The following is an 18,383-nucleotide window of genomic DNA, read 5'->3' as shown; positions in this document are numbered from 1 at the left end:
TAACGATGAATTACTGAATGCTGTAGCCGCCGTCGATCACCATGTTGGCACCGGTGATCATCTGCGCGGCATCGCTGAGCAGGTACAGCGCCAGCCCGGCGATTTCTTCCGGCTGGGCAAAGCGCCCCGCCGGGATCTGCAATTTGGCCCGTTCACCCACCTCGCCGGCCCAGGCTTTTTTGCCCAGGGCGGTTTCGACGATGGTGGGGGAGATGGCGTTGACGTTCACCTGCGGCGCCCACTCCATGGCCAACACTTTGGTCATGCCGACGATCGCGGCTTTGCTGGCGCAGTAGGCGACGTGACGGTCCAGGCCAATCACGGCGGCCTGGGACGCCAGGTTGACGATGCGCCCGCTGCCTTGGGCGAGCATATGTCTGGCACAGGCCTGGGCCACGAAGAAACTGGCCTTGAGGTTGATGTCCAGGGTGGTGTCCCAGGCGCTTTCGCTGACCTCGATGGCCTTGTCCAGCAGCACTACACCGGCACTGTTGATCAGGTAATCCAGGCGTTGGAAATTCGCGAATACACGGTCGATGGTGGGTTGTATCTGGCCGACCTGGCCGAGGTCGACGGCAATGCCCAGGTGCCCGGCACCCAGGCTAGCGGCCACCTCGACCACGGCCGCGTCGCGGTCCAGCAGCGCCACCCGGGCGCCGCGTTCCGCCAGCAAGGTGGCGCAGGCCAGGCCGATGCCGGCGGCGCCACCAGTGATCACCGCGCAACGACCGCTGAGGTCGAAGGCTTGGTTCCAGAAACCAGACATGAGTAACTCCCGTTACAGATCAAAAGGTAGAACGCGGTCCAATGTGGGAGCTGGCTTGCCTGCGATTGCATCGACCCGGTCTACCTGATGTACCGAGGTGCCCGCATCGCAGGCAAGCCAGCTCCCACAGTTGACTGTGTTTCAAGCCACTGACTACTTACCGCCGCTGACTTGCTTGTACAGCGCATCCGCATTGGCATTGGTCACCGGCACCCAGGGCAGGATGTAGTTCTTGGCCGTGCCGTCGGCCCATTTCACATCCTTGGCATAGCGCTCCCAAATCACCGATTGCGGCTTGTAGTCCTTGCCGGCCAGGGCGCGCAGTGCCACGTCCAGCGCGCCTTGGGACTGGGCCTGGGCGTCCTGCAGGAAGGTGGTGACTTCGTCCTTTTTCGCCGCCTGGATCGCATCCGGCATGCCGTCGATGGAGGTGACGGGCACGTCCTTGGACGTAAGGCCATGGGACTTGAGGGCCTGTACGGCGCCCAGGGCCATGTCGTCGTTCTGAGCGATCACACCGTTGATGCCTTTGGGGTGGGCGTTGAGCCAGTCTTCGGTGAGGGTCATGGCCTGGGCGCGGTCCCAGTTGGCGGTTTTCTTTTCGATGATCTTGATGTCCGGGTGTTTGCCCAGCACTTCCAGCTCGCCTTTTTCCCGGTCGATCTGGGCTGACTGGCCAATCGGGCCCTGGATGATCACCACGTTGCCCTTGCCATTGAGTTTGTCGACCATGGCCTGGGCCTGCAGGCGGCCACCTTCCACGTCGTCGTTACCCACATACGGCACGCTGGCATCGGCTACTTTCGTATTGGAGGCGATGACCACCACGTCGTTGCTCATGGCGGCCTTGACGGTGCCAACGCCGGCCTTGGTATCAATCGGCACGAACAGGATCGCGTCGTAGCGTTGGGTCACCATGTTTTCGATCTGGTTGTTCTGGGTCAGGGCGTCGTAGTTGCCGTCGAACACGGTCAACTGCACGGTGCCATCCTTGACCGCCGGGTGTTCTTTGAGCTCGCGGACCCAGTTCTGCATGAACTGGCCCTTGAGGCCATAGACGGCTGCGCCGATCTTGTAGGGCTTGCCATCGGCGGCCAGGGCGATGCTGCTGGCGAGCAGGGAGAGGGCCGCCGCGGCGGCCAGGGTGGTACCCAGTTTCATAAGTAGAACTCCGGTTATTGTTATGGGTCGTTCTTCAGCGTTTCTTCTTGCGCCACACGTCGATCAGGACTGCGAACACGATGATCAGGCCCTTGGCGACCTGCTGGTAATAGGAGGACACGCCGAGCAGGTTCAGGCCGTTGTTGATCACGCCGATCAACAGTGCCCCGAACAAGGTGCCGACAATGCTGCCGGTACCGCCCGACAGGCTGGTGCCGCCGATCACCACTGCGGCAATCGCGTCCAGCTCATAGGAAACCCCGGCCTGGGGCAGGGCTGAGGTGGTGCGTGCCGACAGCACCACGCCGGCCAACCCGGCGAGCAGGCCCGAGACCACGTACACCGAGAACATCACTTTGCGCACGCCAATGCCGGAGGTGCGCGCGCTTTTTTCATTGCCGCCCACCGCGTACACATAACGGCCATAGGTTGTGTAGCGCAGCACCATCCAGAAAATCAGCGCGACCACGGCGAAGATAATGATCGGCACGCCCACCGGGCCGACCTTGCCGATGCCCAGGGCCAGGTAGGTGTCGGGCAGGTCGGTGATCGGGCTGCCGTCGTTGAGAATAAAGGTCATGCCCCGGGCGATGCTGAGCATGCCGAGGGTGGCCACAAACGGCGGGATCGACAGGTTGGCGATCATAAAACCATTGACCACCCCGAGCATCGCGCCGGCAAACATCCCCGCGCTGACCGCCGCCAACAGGCCGTAACCCTGGGTGGCGACCATGGCGCTGCACAAACCGGCGAACGCCAGAATCGACCCCACCGACAGGTCGATGCCCTTGGTCAGGATCACGTAGGTCATGCCAACGGCGAGAATGCCGTTGATGGAGGTCTGGCGCAGGATGTCCATCCAGTTGCGCCAGGTCATGAAATATTCGCTGGAAAACGCCATCACCACGCACAGCAGGATAAACACCAGCGGCAGGCCGAAGCGGTCGAGGGACAGGCGCAGGCGGTTGCGCGGCGCGGCGGTAACGGGGGCGACGATGGTTTTGGCATTCATGAGGCAAGACTCAACAAGGCTTCCTGGGAAAGGGCGGTGTCGGTGCTGACGGTGACCAGCCGGCCGCCTTTGAAGACGGCGATGCGATCGCTCAAGTGCAGCAGCTCCGGGGCTTCCGACGACACCACGATGGCTGCGCCGCCGGCGCGCACGAACTGGTCGAGCAGGTGGTAGATCTCCTGTTTGGCGCCTTCGTCGATGCCGCGGGTGGGTTCATCGCAGAGCAGGCACACCGGCTCGGTGGACAGGCATTTGGCGAGCACCACCTTTTGCTGGTTGCCGCCGCTCATGGACGCCACCGGCAGCTCCAGGGAGCTGGTCTTGATCTGCAGGCGCTTGACCATGTCTTCGGCCAGTTGCGCTTCCTTGCGTGCGTTGATCAGCGACCAACTCGACAGGCGCTTATAGGCCGACAGTGCAATGTTGGACAGGATGCTGCCGGTCAGCACCAGGCCGCTGTCCTTGCGGTCTTCGGTGACCAGCGACATGCCGGCGTCGATGGTTGCCTTGGGCTGGCCGATGGGCATGGGTTTGCCTTGCAAGGTAACGCTGCCGGAATCCGCCACGGTCAGGCCGTAGATGCAATTGAGGAATTCACTGCGCCCGGAACCCATCAGCCCATAAATGCCGAGGATCTCGCCACGGCGCAGTTGCAGGCTGATGTCGTGGAACTCGCCGTTGCGGCTCAGGTTATCGACTTGCAGGCAGGTGCTGGCCGCACATTCGCGGCCGACCTTGTGGTCGATGCGCGTCAGTTCCTGGCCGACAATGCCGCGCACCAGGTGGTCGCGGTCGATATCGGCCATGCGCCCGCTTTCCACAAAGGCGCCATCGCGGAAGATGCTGTAGTCATCGGCGATCTGCGCCAGTTCGCTCAGTCGATGGGACACGTACACGATGCCGGCACCGCGCGCGGTAAGGCGGCGAATGGCCTTGAACAGGGTTTCGGCCTCGCGCTCGCCGATGGCCGAGGTGGGCTCGTCCATGATCATCACCTGGCAGTCATGGCTGAACGCCTTGGCGATTTCCACCAGTTGCATCTGCGCCACGCTCAGGCGGTGCATGGGGCTGGTGGCGTCGACGTCGAACTCCAGGCTTTCGAGCAGTTCGCGGGTGCGGCGGTTGAGGGCCTTGCTGTCGACGATGCAACCGGCGCGGCGCGGTTCGCGGCCCAGCCAGATGTTTTCGGCGACGGTCATGTAGGGGATGGGTTCGAGCTCCTGGGTGATCATCGCGATCCCCGCCGCCAAGGCTTCACTTGGGCGATTGAACTGCACCGGTGCGCCGTTGAGCAGGATGCTGCCAGCGTCACGCTGGGTGATGCCCATCAGGATGCTCAGGAAAGTCGACTTGCCGGCGCCATTGCCGCCGCACAGGGCGTGGACGCTACCGGCGCGCAGGGCAAGGCGCCCGTCACGCAGGGCGGGCACCCCGGCATAAGCCTTGGCGACATGTTCAGCCTGGAGCAGTAATGGCGTGGCCATCGGCGTGTCCTCGTGCTGTGAATTCTTATTAGGTCGCACAGTCATGTTTCGCTGTGATCATATGTGTATCAAATGAAATTCTGATCAGTCAATCTCTTTCATTTAAAAGGTGTGATTCTCATCTTCGAGCCGTTGATTGCCGTTATATAGGGCTTTGACTGGCGGGTCAGCTAAATCTCGCTTGACATGAAGGGGTGAATGCTTGCGAAATGCGTGAGAGTTATTTCACTAAGTGATCATTTGATCAGTGGAGCCAAGCGCTATGAACACACCTTTCCCGGTGGCTATCGGATGTGATGAAGCGGGTTTTGAGCTCAAAGAGCTGTTGAAGCGCCATATCGAGGGGTTGGGATACCCGGTGACCGACTTCGGTACGCATTCCATGGCGCCGGTGCTGTACCCGGACATCGCCCTGGCCGTGGCCACGGCCATCAATGCCGGGCAACAGCGCCTCGGTGTGCTGGTGTGCGGCACCGGGATTGGCATGGCCATCTCGGCCAATAAGGTGCTGGGCATTCGTGCGGCCCAGGCCCATGACACCTATTCGGCGGAGCGCGCGCGCAAGAGCAACGATGCGCAAATCCTCTCCATCGGTGCGCGGGTCATCGGCGCGGAGTTGGCCAAAAGTATCGTCAGTGCGTTTTTGGCCTCGGAGTTCGAAGCGGCGCGGTCCGGGGCCAAGGTCGAGCGCATCAATGCGATCGAGCGTGATGGGCATCAGTAGTGGACGGCGCAGGGCAAGAGTCGGGAGAATGCGCCTTTGACGCCGAAACGGAAGCCCGTCCCCATGAGTGACAGTACCCAGCGCATGGCCAGTGATATCGATCAGATGACCGAAGTGGCGATGCTCTATTACCTTGAGAACGTCACTCAGGAGGCCATTGCCAAGCGCTTTGACCTGTCGCGGGCCAAAGTCAGCCGCCTGCTCAAGCGTGCGCGCGATGAAGGGATTGTCGAGGTGCGCGTGTTGCAGCATCCGGCGATGAACAACGAGCTGGAGCGGGCGTTGGTAGAGCGCTTCAAGCTTGACCGCGCCTTGATCGCCGTCGACCACAGCGACCCCGACACCCAGCGCTCGGCGGTCGCCAGCCTGGTGGCCAACTACCTCAACAAGACCCTGGGCGACGGCATGATCGTGGCCGTGGGCATGGGCCGTAACGTCGGCGCGGTGGCCGACAACGTGTTTCTGCCGGTGACCCGCAACTGCACCTTCGTGTGCGCCATCGGCGGTTCGCTCAAGGCTGGCGAGTACATGAACCCTGACCACATCTGCCGACGCCTGGCCCTGCGCTTTGGTGGCGAGAGTGAAAGCCTCTACGCCCCGGCGCTGGTGGCCAACCCGGAGCTGCGTGGGGTGCTGATCAACAACGATACGGTGCGTTCGACCCTTGACCGCGCCCGGCGTGCCGATATTGCCCTGATCGGCATCGGCGACATGAGCGAGAACAGCAACATGGTGCGCATGGGCTGGTTCTCGCCCCAGGAAATCGCCCAGGCGCGTTTGTCTGGCACCGTGGGCGACATGATGGGCTATGACTTTATCGACATTCACGGCCAGCCGGCGGTCAACGCCATTCAAGGGCGCGTGATTGGGTTGACGGTGCAGGAGCTGTTTCGCATCCCGGATGTGGTGGCGATTGCCAGTGAGAACACCAAGGCGGCGGCGACTTTGGGGGCGTTGCGCTCGGGAGTGATCAATACGCTGGCGACCACGGTCACTAATGCCCACACCATCCTGGCGCTGGATGATGCCACTCGTAAATCCTGACTCAACAGAGATCAGAATGTGGGAGGGGGTTGTGTGGGAGCGGGCTTGCTCGCGAAAGCGGAGTGTCAGTCACTGAATCTTTGACTGGACCACCGCATTCGCGAGCAAGCCCGCTCCCACACAAGCCCGCCCCACAGGAGTTTTATCTCAGCCTGAAATACAGGTTTTGTAATAGTTTTGCGCTGTGGGAAATTTGTATTTCGAATGTAGGATTCAAGTCCTTTTGTCATCTCAGGACTTGCATGAACACCCTCTCGGAGCCTCCCAGTCGTCTTTCCCCAAGACCACCGCTGTCGCTGTTCCCGCTCAAGCACCCCGTATTCCGTCAACTAACCTTGTCCCGGTCTTCTGACCGCACTTTGCCGTGCCCGGCGTTCTGAACCCTTTAAAGACAGAGAATTTATAAATGGAATGGTTAGCGGATCCCACGGCCTGGCTTGGCCTTGCGACCTTGATTGTGCTGGAACTGGTGCTGGGTATCGACAACCTGGTGTTTATCGCGATCCTGGCGGACAAGTTGCCACCGGAGCAGCGTGACCGTGCGCGGTTGATCGGCTTGTCCCTGGCGTTGTTGATGCGCCTGGGCCTGTTGGCGAGTATTTCCTGGCTGGTGACCCTGACCCAGCCGCTGTTCGAGGTGTTCGACAAGAGCTTCTCCGGCCGTGACCTGATCATGCTGTTCGGCGGTATATTCCTGCTGTTCAAGGCCACCATGGAGTTGCATGAACGCCTTGAAGGCCATGTGGCGCAGCACAAGGGCAACGTGGCTTACGCAATGTTCTGGCCGATCGTCGCGCAGATCGTGGTGCTGGATGCGGTGTTCTCCCTCGACGCGGTGATCACCGCCGTGGGCATGGTCGACGAGCTGGCGGTGATGATGATCGCGGTGATCGTGTCCATCGGCCTGATGATCGTGGCGAGCAAGCCGCTGACCCGTTTCGTCAATGCGCACCCGACCGTGATCATGCTGTGCCTGGGCTTCTTGATGATGATCGGTTTCGCCCTGACCGCCGAAGGCCTGGGCTTCCATATTCCCAAAGGCTACCTGTACGCGGCCATTGGTTTCTCGATTCTGATCGAGGTGTTCAACCAGATCGCCCGCGCCCGTCGCAAGAAATCGGCCCAGGGTGTGTTGCCAGTGCGTGAGCGTACCGCCCATGCGGTGATGCGCTTGTTGGGTGGCCGTAGCCTGGCGGTGGAAGAGGTGGGTGAAGAAGTGGCTGACCTGTTGGGCGAGCCGGATGCTGCCCAGGGCCCGCTGTTTGACCGACGTGAACGGGTGATGATCAGCGGCGTGCTGCAACTGGCCGAGCGGCCGATTCGCACCCTGATGACCCCAAGGGCCAAGGTTGACTGCATCGACCTGGCGGACGACCCCGAGACAATCCGTCTGAAACTGATGCATTCGTCCTACTCGCGTCTGCCGTTGATCCGTAACGGTGCAGTGGATGAGCCCCTGGGTTTTGTGCACAAGAAGGAACTGCTCAAGGAGTACCTGTCCGGCAACGAGCCGAACCTGGAACACCTGGCGCGTCGTGCGATCAACCTGCTGGACAGTTTTTCGATCCTCAATGCCTTGGAGCAGATGCGCCAGGAGTCCACCCACATCGCCTTCGTGATCAACGAATTCGGTGACTTCATGGGCGTGTTGAGCATGACGGATATCCTGGAATCCATCGCCGGTGAATTGCCCGATGCCAGCGAAATCGAAGGGCCGGACATTGTCGAGGACGGCGACGGTTTCCGTGCCAATGGTGCCTTGAACCTTAACCTGGTGCGTCAGCGCACGGGCTTCAAGGCGATGGCGACTGAGGATTATCAGACCTTGGCGGGTTTGGTGATGAGCCTGCTCGATCGCCTGCCGGTGGTGGGCGATAGCCTGGAGCATGAAGGCTGGCGTTTGACGGTGGCTGAGGTAGAGGAGCGTCGAGTGACGCAGGTGCATTTGCGCCCTGGCGCGGGTCATAACGACTGAAAATGTCCTGCACAAACGGCGCTTGCTCTTCCAGAGGGCCGAAGCCTTTGAATTTTTCTACCCGGGCGCCATTCAGGTAGATCAGCAGCGTCGGGGTGCCTGTTACGTCAGGGTGCCTCGGCGTGTGCGCGCAATCGACTACCAGGCTCACGACTCTGGGATGCTTCCAGGCGTGCAGTTCGAACAAGGGCCCTGCCTGCACGCAGGCAGGGCAGTGTTCGGAAACAAACAGAATGAATACCGGGCGTGGTGTGTTCAGTAACCGTTCGAACGCCTTGGCGCTGGAAATTCTGCTCGTTGCAACTCCCATGATGATCCCCCTTTCAAGCCGCAGTCGTTTTTCCCAACGCTAAGCCCGCAGATGTGTAGCGTCTACTGTCAACCTTCACAGGTCTGCCGTACCGCTGCGACCCATGAGAGTGCGCAGTAACAGCGTTGTGGGGCCTTGAGTAGCAAGCCGTGGCAAAGACGCTGCCATGCCCTGGAAGCATTCCAATCGTTATCTTGCTGATCTCTAACGACTTTCACCCCGGCATATTTTTCCTTCAGGACCTGTGGCACACTTTCTGCTGTCTATTCCGTTGTTACATACCAAGTTCCGGTATAGCGGAATACACAATCCCTGGAGTGCTTGTCATGCATCACCGACCTTCCGTATTCAAAGCGTGTGTTTTTCTTGTCGCCGCATCGGCTTCCCTCGCCAGCGTGGTGCAGGCGGCGGACAGCAAGCTTGATGATGTGCTCAAACGCGGGCACTTGATCGTAGGTACAGGCAGTACCAATGCGCCGTGGCACTTCCAGGGAGCGGATGGCAAGTTGCAGGGATTTGATATCGACATCGGCCGCATCGTGGCCAAAGGGTTGTTCAATGACCCGAGCAAGGTGGAGTTTGTGGTGCAGTCGTCTGATGCACGTATTCCCAACCTGCTCACCGACAAGGTCGACATGAGCTGCCAGTTCATCACCGTTACCGCCAGCCGTGCGCAGCAAGTGGCCTTTACCCTGCCATACTACCGCGAAGGCGTCGGCCTGCTGCTGCCCAACAACAGCAAGTACAAGGAAATCGAAGATCTCCAAGCCGCAGGCGATGACGTTACCGTGGCCGTGCTGCAGAACGTGTATGCCGAAGAGCTGGTGCATCAGGCACTGCCCAAGGCCAAGGTCGATCAGTACGACAGCGTTGACCTGATGTACCAGGCCGTGAACTCAGGCCGCGCCGATGCCGCCGCCACCGACCAATCCTCGGTCAAGTACCTGATGGTGCAGAACCCCGGTCGTTATCGCAGCCCCACTTATGCCTGGAGCCCGCAAACCTACGCCTGCGCGGTCAAGCGCGGCGACCAGGACTGGCTGAACTTCGTCAATACCGCGCTGCACGAAGCCATGACCGGTGTGGAATTTCCCACCTACAAAGCCTCGTTCAAGCAGTGGTTCGGCGTGGACCTGCCAGAACCGGCGATTGGTTTTCCCGTGGAATTCAAGTGACCCGCAACAGCAGGGGCGTGCCTGAACGCGCCCCATACAGGTACTGCTGACCATGAACTATCAGTTGAACTTTGCCGCCGTCTGGCGTGATTTCGACACCTTGCTGGCGGGGCTCGGCCTGGGCCTGCAGTTGGCGGTGCTGTCGATCGCCATCGGCTGCGTGATCGGCCTGTTGATGGCGTTTGCCATGCTCTCCAGGCACCGCGCGTTGCGTATTTTTGCCTCGGTGTATGTGACGGTGGTGCGCAATACCCCGATCCTAGTGTTGATCCTGTTGATCTACTTTGCCTTGCCCTCCCTGGGTATTCGCCTGGATAAGATCCCCTCGTTCATCATCACCCTGTCGCTGTATGCCGGTGCCTACCTCACCGAAGTGTTCCGCGCAGGCCTGGTGAATATTCCCAAGGGCTTGCGTGAAGCCGGCCTGGCCATCGGGCTGGGCGAGTGGCGGATCCGCGCTTACATCACCGTGCCGGTGATGCTGCGCAACGTGTTGCCGGCACTCTCGAATAACTTCATCTCGCTGTTCAAAGACACCTCCCTGGCCGCTGCGATCGCGGTGCCGGAGCTGACCTATTACGCCCGCAAGATCAACGTCGAAAGCTACCGGGTGATTGAAACCTGGCTGGTCACGACCGCGCTCTACGTGGCTGCCTGTTACCTGATTGCCATGCTGCTCCGTTACCTGGAACAGCGTTTGGCTATCCGTCGCTGAGGAAGGGTCCCCATGTACGAATCCCCCAGTTGGCTGCATGAATTGTGGATCGCCCGCGAGACCCTTTGGGCCGGCTTCCAGGCCAGTGTGGCGGTCTCGGCGCTGGCGATTATCTTTGGCACCTTGATCGGCATCGTCGCCGGCTTGATCCTCACCTACGGCAAATTCTGGATGCGCGCGCCGTTCCGTCTGTACGTCGATTTGATCCGTGGCACGCCGGTGTTTGTGCTGGTGTTGGCGTGTTTCTACATGCTGCCGGCCCTTGGCTGGCAAATCAGTGCGTTTCAGGCCGGTGCGGTCGGGCTGACCTTGTTCTGTGGCTCCCATGTATCGGAGATCGTGCGTGGTGCGCTGCAAGCCATTCCCCGTGGGCAGTTGGAAGCGGGCAAGGCCATTGGGCTGACGTTTTATCAGTCCCTGGGCTACGTACTGTTGCCCCAGGCGCTGCGGCAGATCTTGCCGACCTGGGTCAATTCCTCCACGGAAATCGTCAAGGCTTCCACCTTGCTGTCGGTGATTGGCGTAGCCGAATTGCTGCTCAGTACCCAGCAGGTGATCGCGCGCACCTTCATGACCCTGGAGTTCTACCTGTTCGCCGGTTTTCTGTTCTTTGTCATCAACTACGCCATCGAATTATTCGGGCGCTACATTGAAAAGCGGGTGGCCTTGCCATGAACCAAGCTCAAACCAACCCAGCGCTGCTGGACATTCGTGGCCTGCGTAAACAATACGGCCAGGTGGAAGTGCTCAAGGGCGTCGACCTGTCCATGCAGCGCGGCAATGTGGTGACGTTGATCGGCTCCAGCGGCTCGGGCAAGACCACTTTGCTGCGCTGTGTGAACCTGCTGGAAGAGTTCCAGGGCGGGCAGATCACCCTGGACGGCGAGTCCATCGGCTACAGCGATGTTGGCGGCAAGCGTGTACGCCACCCGGAGCGGGTGATCGCCCAGCACCGCGCAATGACCGGCATGGCGTTCCAGCAATTCAATCTGTTCCCGCACCTGACCGCGCTGCAAAACGTTACCCTCGGCTTGCTCAAGGTCAAGAAGATGAGCAAGGATGAAGCGGTAGCCCTGGCCGAAAAATGGTTGGACCGTGTCGGCCTGCTGGAACGCCGCAATCACTTTCCCGGCCAATTGTCCGGTGGTCAGCAGCAACGCGTGGCCATTGCCCGGGCCATTGCCATGAACCCCAGCCTGATGCTGTTCGATGAAGTCACCTCGGCCCTCGACCCCGAGTTGGTGGGCGAAGTGCTCAGCGTGATCAAGGGGCTGGCGGAAGAGGGCATGACCATGTTGTTGGTCACCCACGAAATGCGCTTTGCCTATGAGGTCTCGGACCAGATCGTGTTCATGAACCAGGGCCGCATTGAAGAGCAGGGCAGCGCGAAGGATATCTTCGAACGGCCGCAGTCGCCGCGACTGGCGGAATTTCTCAAGAACATTCGTTTTTAACAAGGAGCAACTTTATGAGCATTACTCGTTACGGCACCGGCAGCACCGCAGGTGGCGGCCAGCCACGTCCGTTCGCCCGCGCCGTGGAAGCCGATGGCTGGCTGTATGTGTCGGGCCAGGTGCCTGCGGTGGACGGTGAAATCATCAATGGTGGCATCATTGAGCAAACCCGCCAGACGATGCGCAACGTGGTGGCGATCCTTGAAGAAGCCGGCTACGAGCTCAAGGACGTGGTGCGGGTGGGCGTATGGCTGGAAGACCCACGGGACTTCTGGAGTTTCAATAAGGTGTTCGGTGAATACTTCACCCCGGAACACGCCCCGGCGCGCGCCTGCGTGCAGGCCAACATGATGGTCGATTGCAAGGTCGAGATCGATTGCGTGGCCTACAAGAAAAAGGGCTGAATACCCACTTTAAACCCACGACAAATCAATTGTGGGAGGGGGCTTGCCCCCGATAGCGGTGTGTCAGTCAAAAATGTATTCACTGACACTCCCTCATCGGGGGCAAGCCCCCTCCCACAGGGGAATTGTGTCGTACCCAACAACTTGACGGGGCCAGAACCGCCATGACCGAAGACACCATCAAACGCCGCGCCAAAGGCTTGGACCGTGCGTTCGATATCCTCGATTTTCTCAAGGAAATCGGCCAGCCCCTGCGCCCGAATGATATTGCCAGTGGCATTGGCAGCCCCAAATCCACGGTCTATGAACTGGTCGCCTCGTTGCTGGAGCGGCGCATCCTGGAGACTGTGGGCAAGGACGGCCACGTGTACCTGGGTCGGCAGCTGTATTTCCTCGGCCAGGCACACCTGCGCCACTTCGACCTGACCCGCGAGGCCGACCACGCCTTGCAGGAGATTGTCAGCCAGACCCACGAAACCGCGCAGATGTGCCTGCTCAACGGGCGCAAATACACGGTGGCGCTGATGCGCGAAGGCCAGCGGCATTTCCGTATATCTTCGGATATCGGTGAAAACGCGCCCATCCCGTGGACGGCCTCGGGGCGCTTGTTGCTAGGGCATTTGAGCGACCAGCAGATCGTCGACCTGATCGACCCCGACGATTTCATCCTGCCGGACGGCCTGCGCCTGCCGCTGGACACTTTCCTGGCGCAGATCCGCCAGGCCAGCCTGGATGGGTTCTTCTCCTTCGACAGTGTGGCCGACACCTTCACCCATTGCTTTGCCGCCCCGGTGTGCGATGCCCAGGGCATCAGCATCGCGACCCTGTGCATCGTCGCCCCCCGGGCCGATGCCAGCAAAAACTACCACGACTATCGCCGGGTACTGATTGACAGCGCCAACAGCCTGGCCCGGCGCATCAACGAATAGGAGTTTTCCATGTCTGCCCTCAATGCCGTTGAAAAAGGTGCCGCCGCCGTCGGTGCTCATTTGGTTCGCGATGTCAGCCTGCCGGCCCTGGTGCTTCACCGTGATGCCCTGGAACATAACATTCGCTGGATGCAGGACTTTGTCCGCAGCAGCGGCGCCGAGCTGGCGCCCCACGGCAAGACCAGCATGATGCCCGCGCTGTTCGAGCGCCAGATCGCTGCCGGTGCCTGGGGCATCACCCTGGCTACCGCCGTGCAGACCCGTGCAGCCTACGCCAGCGGCGTGCGTCGCGTGCTGATGGCCAACCAGTTGGTGGGCGCGCCGAACATGGCCTTGATCGCCGACCTGCTGGCCGATAAGGATTTTGACTTCCATTGCATGGTCGACCATCCGGACAACGTCGCCGACCTGGGCCTGTTCTTCGCCGCCCGTGGCCAGCGCCTTAACGTGATGATCGAGTACGGCGTGGTTGGCGGCCGCTGCGGTTGTCGCAGCGAGCAAGAAGTGCGTGAGCTGGCCAAGGCGATCCAGGCCCAGCCGGCATTGGCCCTCACCGGTATCGAGGGTTACGAAGGCGTGATCCACGGCGAGCATGCCATCAGTGGCATTCGCAACTTTGCCGCCAGCCTGGTGAGCCTGGCGGTCGAGCTGCAAGACAGCGGCCTGTTCGACCTGCCCAAGCCGATTATCACCGCATCGGGCTCGGCCTGGTACGACCTGATCGCCGAGTCGTTCGAGACGCAGAACGCCGCCGGCCGCTTCCTCAGCGTGTTACGCCCTGGCAGTTACGTGGCCCACGACCATGGCATCTACAAAGAAGCGCAGTGCTGCGTACTCGAACGCCGCAGCGACCTCAACGAGGGCCTGCGCCCGGCAATGGAAGTCTGGGCACACGTGCAGTCGCTGCCGGAGCCTGGTTTTGCGGTGGTTGCCCTGGGCAAGCGCGACGTGGCCTACGACGCCGGTTTGCCGGTTCCGCTCAAGCGCTACAGGGCCGGGATCGTGCCTGCGCAAGGGGATGATGTGAGCGGGTGCAAGGTCACGGCGGTGATGGACCAGCATGCGTTCATGACCGTGGCGCCGGGAGTGGAATTGCGCATTGGCGACATTATTTCGTTTGGTACGTCCCACCCTTGCCTGACCTTTGACAAGTGGCAGGTGGGGTGCCTGGTGGATGAGCAGTTGCAGGTGGTTGAGTCTCTGCGTACCTGCTTCTAGACCGCGTCGCGTCCTTCGCGAGCAAGCCCGCTCCCACATTCAACTGCATTCCTTCAGTTGAGATACGGTCAACTGTGGGAGCGGGCTTGCTCGCGAAGAGGCCATCAGCCACACCAGAGAGCCAAGGCATGAACACCCACCCCCGCATCGCCCTCATCGGCGAATGCATGATCGAACTGCAACACCGCGCCGACGGCAGCCTGCACCAGAGCTTCGGCGGCGATACCCTGAATACCGCGGTGTACCTGCGCCGCGAGCTGGGCGAGGTCGGCAGCGTTGACTACGTCACCGCCCTGGGCGATGACAGCTTCAGCGATGCCATGTGTGAGCATTGGCACGCCGAAGGCCTTGGCCTGGGGATGGTCCAGCGCCTGCCTGGGCGCCTGCCGGGCTTGTACTGCATCCAGACTGATGCCCAGGGCGAACGTAAATTCCTCTACTGGCGCAACGAAGCGGCCGTGCGCGACTGCTTTACCACACCGGCTGCCGAGCCGGTCCTGGCGGCCTTGCCGGGCTATGACGTGGTGTATTTGAGCGGCATTACCCTGGCGGTGCTGGGAGATATCGGACGTGAGCGCTTACTGCAGGCGCTGAGCGAAGCCCGTCGGCGCGGCGCCAAGGTGGTGTTCGATAACAACTACCGGCCGCGGCTGTGGGCCGATGTGCAAACGGCCCGTGAGGCGTATCGCAGGGTGTTGGTCGAGGTGGACATTGCCTTGCTCACCGAGGATGACGAACGCGCGTTGTTTGGCTATGAGAATAGCGAGCAGGTATTTGCGGCGTACCCGTCGATTGCAGAAGTGGTGCTTAAGCGCGGAGCGGATGCCTGCCTGATTCGTTGCGCGGGCGAGCGCTTTGCGGTGCCGGCGTTGAAGGTGGAGAAGGTGGTGGACACCACGGCGGCGGGGGATTCGTTCAGTGCGGCGTATTTGGCCAGTCGGCTCAAGGGTGGCTCACCGCAAGAGGCTGCATTGGCGGGGCATCGGTTGGCGAGCCGGGTGATTCAGGTGCCGGGGGCGCTGATACCGAGATGAATGGCCGCCTGCGGCGGTTCGCGAGCAAGCCCGCTCCCACAGTTGATCGTGTTTTAACTGAAGGAGCGCGGTCGAATGTGGGAGCGGGCTTGCTCGCGAAAGCGGTCTGGAGCCAAATGCTCAATCGCGGTAAAACACCTGCACCAGGTGATAGCCAAACTTGCTCTTGATCGGCCCGTGCACCACCTTCACCGGTTTCTTGAAGATCACCGCATCAATGGCCCCCACCATCTGCCCGGGCCGCACTTCGCCCAGGTCACCGCCGCGTTTGCCTGACGGGCAGGTGGAGTACTTCTTGGCCAGCACATCAAAGGCTTCGCCCTTGGCAATGCGCTGCTTGAGTTGTTCGGCTTCTTCGCTGGTTTTCACCAGGATATGACGGGCTTGGGCTTTCATGGGGCTCTACCAGCTGTGCGACGGCGCGCGATTATGCCTGAACTCAGGCCTCGACGCCGATCATGCTACGGATTTTGTTGGCCAACAGGTCAATGGAAAAGGGCTTGGCGACCATGTCCATGCCGTCTTCCAGGAACCCCTGGCGCTCGGCGGCTTTCTCGGCATAACCGGTCATGAACAGCACGCGCAGGCCGGGGCGATGCTGGCGGGCGATTTCCGCCAGTTGCCGGCCGTTCATGCCGGGCAGGCCAACGTCGGTCACCAGCAAGTCCACACGCAAATCCGACTCCAGCAACGGCAGCGCCGCACGGGCATCCGCCGCCTGGTGCGCGGTGTAGCCCAGTTCGTCGAGCACATTGACCACCAGCATACGCACCGCCGGGTCGTCCTCGACCACCACCACCGCTTCACCGGCCAGGGCCACGGGTGCTTCGGTCAGACTGGTGGGCAGGCTGATTTCCAGCGCCGTGCCATACAAACGCGGCAGGTACAGGCGCACGCAGGTGCCCTGGCCGGGCTCGCTCTGGATGGTTACGTGGCCGCCGGACTGCTGGGCAAAGCCGTAGATCATCGACAACCCAAGGCCAGTGCCTTGGCCGATGGGCTTGGTGGTGAAGAACGGGTCGAAGGCCTTGGCGAGGATTTTCGGCGCCATGCCACTGCCGTTGTCGCTCACGCCAAGCATCACATAGTCGCCAGCCTTGACCGGTTCCAGAGTGGTGATGTCGGTGCCGTCCAGGTAACTGTTGGCGGTTTCGATCAGCAGCTCACCGCCGTCAGGCATGGCGTCGCGGGCGTTGATCACCAGATTGAGCAGGGCGTTTTCCAATTGGCTGGCGTCGGTATTCACCGGCCAGATGTCCTTGCCCAGTTGGACCTTGAGTTCGATATGCGCGCCCTTGGTGCGCCGGAACAGGTCTTCCAGGGATGCCACCAGTTGGTTGGGGTCGGTAGGGCGACGGTCCAGCGACTGGCGCCGCGAGAACGCCAGCAGCCGGTGGGTAAGGGCGGCGGCACGATGGGCGGAGGACACGGCGGCATCGGCAAAGCGGCCGATATCGTCGCTGCGCCCGGCGGCAATGTAACGCTGCATCAGGTCCAGGCTGCCGATGATGCCGGTGAGCATGTTGTTGAAGTCATGGGCGATACCGCCGGTGAGCTGGCCGACCGCTTCCATCTTCTGGGCATGGCGCAGGGCATCTTCGGCACGTTCGCGCTCGAACATCTCGTTTTGCAGGCGCTGGTTGGCCTCGGCCAGCGCCTGGGTGCGCTGGGCCACGCGTTCTTCGAGGTTCTCGTTGAGGTGGCGCAGGGCTTCTTCGGTAAGCTTGCGTTCGGTCTCGTCGATCACAAAGATGTAGAAACCATTCACCGAGCCGTCATTGCTAAAGCGCGGCAGGTACTTCATCAACGCATGGCGCGGGCGGCCATCGCGATGAGGCGTCACCGTCATGAAGCTGCACGCCTTGCCCTTGAGCGCGGCGGCGATCTTGTCTGCGCGCCCGGCATACACCTCGTCGCCGAGCACTTCGCGGATGGTCTTGCCGTACAGTTCCTGGGGCGTCTTGCCGTACCACTCCAGGTAAGCGCTGTTGTTGAGGCGAAAGCGCTGGTCGTGGTCGACGTAGCCGATCAACACGGGCATGGCGTTGATGATCAGTTGCAGCTCGGTCTGGCTCTGGCGCAAGGCCTGCTCGGTGTTTTTGCGCTCGGTGAGGTCCAGTGCGGCGCCGAGGAACCGCGCCGGCCGGCCGTGATGATCCTTGTAGCAGCGGCCACGGGCGAATACCCAGCGCACCTGGCCATCGGCTTGCTGCAGGCGGTACTCCTCGGCGTATTCGGTGCCGTGGGTGATGCAATGCTTGATGCTGCGCGTCACCGTGCCCCGGTCTTCAGGATGCACGCCGTGCAGGTAAGCGCTGATAGGCAGCAGGCTTGAATCATTGGGGTCGACGCCATGCAGATAGGCGAAATGGGCGTCGGCGATGAAGCGGTCTTCACCGATATCCCAGTCCCAGGTGCCCACCGCGTCGGTGGCTGCCAATGCGAGTTGCAGGCGTTGCTCGGTGTTGTGCTGGGCCTTGAGGCTGGCTTCGGAGCGCTGTTGCAGTTCGAGGGTTTTACTGCGCCGCTCATTGGTTTCAATGGCCGTGACCAGGATGCCGGCCACCTGGCAGCTTTCATCGCGCACCGGGCTGTAGGTCAGGTCCAGCCAGATTTCGGTATCGCAGCCCTGGCGGTGCAGCACAAAGCGTTGCTCGCTGAAGGTGCGCACCTGGCCGCCGAGCACGGCGTCGTAGACCGGCGCGGCGAAGCTTTCAAGCTCCGGCCAAGTGTGGTGCGCCGGCTGGCCCAGGGCGCCGGGGTGTTTGCTGCCAATCAGGTGGGCAAAGCCATCGTTATAGAGTTGCGTGAGTTGCGGGCCCCACAGCAGCACCATCGGCATGGGTGAATGCACGACAATATCGACGGCAGTGCGCAGGCTTTGCGGCCACTCACTGGCCTCACCGAGTGGGCTTTGTGCCCAGTCCAGCCGCTTGATCAACGCAGCGGCTTCGCTACCGGTGGATGTTCCATTCATA

The 18,383-nt window shown here is 61.2% G+C and carries 17 protein-coding genes and 1 pseudogene; 11 read left to right on the top strand and 7 right to left on the bottom strand.

Annotation, left to right across the window (positions count from 1 at the left end; all coding sequences use genetic code 11):
- Window positions 1-10: 10 nt before the first annotated feature.
- The 4 genes from N2A98_RS14530 to N2A98_RS14515 all read right to left on the bottom strand — a co-directional run bounded on the left by N2A98_RS14530 (window position 11) and on the right by N2A98_RS14515 (window position 4,423).
- Complete coding sequence (locus N2A98_RS14530; RefSeq protein WP_125970192.1) at window positions 11-766, bottom strand: SDR family oxidoreductase; 756 nt, start codon at window positions 764-766, stop codon at window positions 11-13.
- Window positions 767-919: 153 nt separating this feature from the next.
- A complete protein-coding gene (locus N2A98_RS14525) occupies window positions 920-1,927 on the bottom strand; it encodes a substrate-binding domain-containing protein (protein WP_056788110.1) in 1,008 nt (335 codons plus the stop codon).
- 34 nt (window positions 1,928-1,961) lie between these two features.
- Window positions 1,962-2,939, bottom strand: a complete 978-nt coding sequence (locus N2A98_RS14520; protein WP_003191840.1) for an ABC transporter permease — start codon at window positions 2,937-2,939, stop codon at window positions 1,962-1,964.
- Window positions 2,936-4,423, bottom strand: a complete 1,488-nt coding sequence (locus N2A98_RS14515; protein WP_044274314.1) for a sugar ABC transporter ATP-binding protein — start codon at window positions 4,421-4,423, stop codon at window positions 2,936-2,938. Before N2A98_RS14515 ends, N2A98_RS14520 begins: the two co-directional genes overlap by 4 nt.
- A gap of 262 nt (window positions 4,424-4,685) precedes the next feature.
- Between N2A98_RS14515 and rpiB the strand changes: the two genes are divergently transcribed.
- The 3 genes from rpiB (at window position 4,686) to N2A98_RS14500 (ending at window position 8,166) form a co-directional block, all read left to right on the top strand.
- Window positions 4,686-5,147 carry a ribose 5-phosphate isomerase B gene (rpiB, locus tag N2A98_RS14510; RefSeq protein ID WP_044274312.1) on the top strand — a complete coding sequence of 154 codons (462 nt, stop codon included), beginning with the start codon at window positions 4,686-4,688 and terminating at the stop codon, window positions 5,145-5,147.
- Between the two features lie 63 nt (window positions 5,148-5,210).
- The gene (locus N2A98_RS14505; protein ID WP_005788844.1) at window positions 5,211-6,191 is read left to right on the top strand and encodes a sugar-binding transcriptional regulator; all 981 of its coding nucleotides are present in this window, start codon (window positions 5,211-5,213) and stop codon (window positions 6,189-6,191) included.
- A 406-nt stretch (window positions 6,192-6,597) separates the two neighbouring features.
- The gene (locus N2A98_RS14500) at window positions 6,598-8,166 is read left to right on the top strand and encodes a TerC family protein (RefSeq protein ID WP_275622189.1); all 1,569 of its coding nucleotides are present in this window, start codon (window positions 6,598-6,600) and stop codon (window positions 8,164-8,166) included.
- Between the two features lie 85 nt (window positions 8,167-8,251).
- Here N2A98_RS14500 and N2A98_RS14495 read toward each other — a convergent pair.
- Window positions 8,252-8,476 (bottom strand): annotated as a pseudogene (locus N2A98_RS14495) (thioredoxin family protein); the annotation flags it as partial.
- Between the two features lie 326 nt (window positions 8,477-8,802).
- Here N2A98_RS14495 and N2A98_RS14490 point away from each other — a divergent pair.
- The 8 genes from N2A98_RS14490 (at window position 8,803) to N2A98_RS14455 (ending at window position 15,405) form a co-directional block, all read left to right on the top strand.
- The gene (locus N2A98_RS14490; RefSeq protein ID WP_034125742.1) at window positions 8,803-9,651 is read left to right on the top strand and encodes a transporter substrate-binding domain-containing protein; all 849 of its coding nucleotides are present in this window, start codon (window positions 8,803-8,805) and stop codon (window positions 9,649-9,651) included.
- 52 nt (window positions 9,652-9,703) lie between these two features.
- A complete protein-coding gene (locus tag N2A98_RS14485; RefSeq protein WP_044274307.1) occupies window positions 9,704-10,366 on the top strand; it encodes an amino acid ABC transporter permease in 663 nt (220 codons plus the stop codon).
- A 12-nt stretch (window positions 10,367-10,378) separates the two neighbouring features.
- Window positions 10,379-11,041, top strand: coding sequence for an amino acid ABC transporter permease (locus tag N2A98_RS14480; protein WP_003191826.1), 663 nt, complete (start codon window positions 10,379-10,381; stop codon window positions 11,039-11,041).
- Window positions 11,038-11,820 carry an amino acid ABC transporter ATP-binding protein gene (locus N2A98_RS14475; protein WP_044274305.1) on the top strand — a complete coding sequence of 261 codons (783 nt, stop codon included), beginning with the start codon at window positions 11,038-11,040 and terminating at the stop codon, window positions 11,818-11,820. The genes N2A98_RS14480 and N2A98_RS14475 overlap by 4 nt, the downstream gene beginning before the upstream one ends.
- 14 nt (window positions 11,821-11,834) lie before the next feature.
- Window positions 11,835-12,224 carry a RidA family protein gene (locus N2A98_RS14470; RefSeq protein ID WP_032896881.1) on the top strand — a complete coding sequence of 130 codons (390 nt, stop codon included), beginning with the start codon at window positions 11,835-11,837 and terminating at the stop codon, window positions 12,222-12,224.
- A gap of 164 nt (window positions 12,225-12,388) precedes the next feature.
- Window positions 12,389-13,153, top strand: a complete 765-nt coding sequence (locus N2A98_RS14465; protein ID WP_275622188.1) for an IclR family transcriptional regulator — start codon at window positions 12,389-12,391, stop codon at window positions 13,151-13,153.
- A 9-nt stretch (window positions 13,154-13,162) separates the two neighbouring features.
- Entirely contained in the window at window positions 13,163-14,371 is a 1,209-nt protein-coding gene (locus N2A98_RS14460) for an amino acid deaminase (protein ID WP_275622187.1), read from the top strand.
- Between the two features lie 128 nt (window positions 14,372-14,499).
- Window positions 14,500-15,405 (top strand): sugar kinase, encoded by a 906-nt coding sequence (locus N2A98_RS14455; RefSeq protein WP_275622186.1) that lies wholly within the window; start codon window positions 14,500-14,502, stop codon window positions 15,403-15,405.
- A 120-nt stretch (window positions 15,406-15,525) separates the two neighbouring features.
- Here the strand turns inward: N2A98_RS14455 and N2A98_RS14450 are convergent, their stop codons facing one another.
- A complete protein-coding gene (locus tag N2A98_RS14450) occupies window positions 15,526-15,801 on the bottom strand; it encodes a peptidylprolyl isomerase (protein WP_003174397.1) in 276 nt (91 codons plus the stop codon).
- 43 nt (window positions 15,802-15,844) lie between these two features.
- Window positions 15,845-18,382 (bottom strand): PAS domain-containing protein, encoded by a 2,538-nt coding sequence (locus N2A98_RS14445; protein WP_275622185.1) that lies wholly within the window; start codon window positions 18,380-18,382, stop codon window positions 15,845-15,847.
- Window position 18,383 lies beyond the last annotated feature (1 nt).

The sequence above is a fragment of the Pseudomonas sp. FJ2-5-13 genome (assembly GCF_029201605.1).
GTDB classification, from domain to species: Bacteria; Pseudomonadota; Gammaproteobacteria; order Pseudomonadales; family Pseudomonadaceae; genus Aquipseudomonas; species Aquipseudomonas lactis.
Note: the sequence above shows the minus strand (reverse complement) of the source record. Positions and strands in the feature narration are given on the sequence as shown.

Excerpts from the sequence above, each read along its gene's own strand:
- N2A98_RS14530 (WP_125970192.1), bottom strand. The coding sequence starts at position 766 with ATGTCTGGTTTCTGGAACCAAGCCTTCGACCTCAGCGGTCGTTGCGCG.
- N2A98_RS14525 (WP_056788110.1), bottom strand. The coding sequence starts at position 1,927 with ATGAAACTGGGTACCACCCTGGCCGCCGCGGCGGCCCTCTCCCTGCTC.
- N2A98_RS14520 (WP_003191840.1), bottom strand. The coding sequence starts at position 2,939 with ATGAATGCCAAAACCATCGTCGCCCCCGTTACCGCCGCGCCGCGCAAC.
- N2A98_RS14515 (WP_044274314.1), bottom strand. The coding sequence starts at position 4,423 with ATGGCCACGCCATTACTGCTCCAGGCTGAACATGTCGCCAAGGCTTAT.
- rpiB (WP_044274312.1), top strand. The coding sequence starts at position 4,686 with ATGAACACACCTTTCCCGGTGGCTATCGGATGTGATGAAGCGGGTTTT.
- N2A98_RS14505 (WP_005788844.1), top strand. The coding sequence starts at position 5,211 with ATGAGTGACAGTACCCAGCGCATGGCCAGTGATATCGATCAGATGACC.
- N2A98_RS14500 (WP_275622189.1), top strand. The coding sequence starts at position 6,598 with ATGGAATGGTTAGCGGATCCCACGGCCTGGCTTGGCCTTGCGACCTTG.
- N2A98_RS14490 (WP_034125742.1), top strand. The coding sequence starts at position 8,803 with ATGCATCACCGACCTTCCGTATTCAAAGCGTGTGTTTTTCTTGTCGCC.
- N2A98_RS14485 (WP_044274307.1), top strand. The coding sequence starts at position 9,704 with ATGAACTATCAGTTGAACTTTGCCGCCGTCTGGCGTGATTTCGACACC.
- N2A98_RS14480 (WP_003191826.1), top strand. The coding sequence starts at position 10,379 with ATGTACGAATCCCCCAGTTGGCTGCATGAATTGTGGATCGCCCGCGAG.
- N2A98_RS14475 (WP_044274305.1), top strand. The coding sequence starts at position 11,038 with ATGAACCAAGCTCAAACCAACCCAGCGCTGCTGGACATTCGTGGCCTG.
- N2A98_RS14470 (WP_032896881.1), top strand. The coding sequence starts at position 11,835 with ATGAGCATTACTCGTTACGGCACCGGCAGCACCGCAGGTGGCGGCCAG.
- N2A98_RS14465 (WP_275622188.1), top strand. The coding sequence starts at position 12,389 with ATGACCGAAGACACCATCAAACGCCGCGCCAAAGGCTTGGACCGTGCG.
- N2A98_RS14460 (WP_275622187.1), top strand. The coding sequence starts at position 13,163 with ATGTCTGCCCTCAATGCCGTTGAAAAAGGTGCCGCCGCCGTCGGTGCT.
- N2A98_RS14455 (WP_275622186.1), top strand. The coding sequence starts at position 14,500 with ATGAACACCCACCCCCGCATCGCCCTCATCGGCGAATGCATGATCGAA.
- N2A98_RS14450 (WP_003174397.1), bottom strand. The coding sequence starts at position 15,801 with ATGAAAGCCCAAGCCCGTCATATCCTGGTGAAAACCAGCGAAGAAGCC.
- N2A98_RS14445 (WP_275622185.1), bottom strand. The coding sequence starts at position 18,382 with ATGAATGGAACATCCACCGGTAGCGAAGCCGCTGCGTTGATCAAGCGG.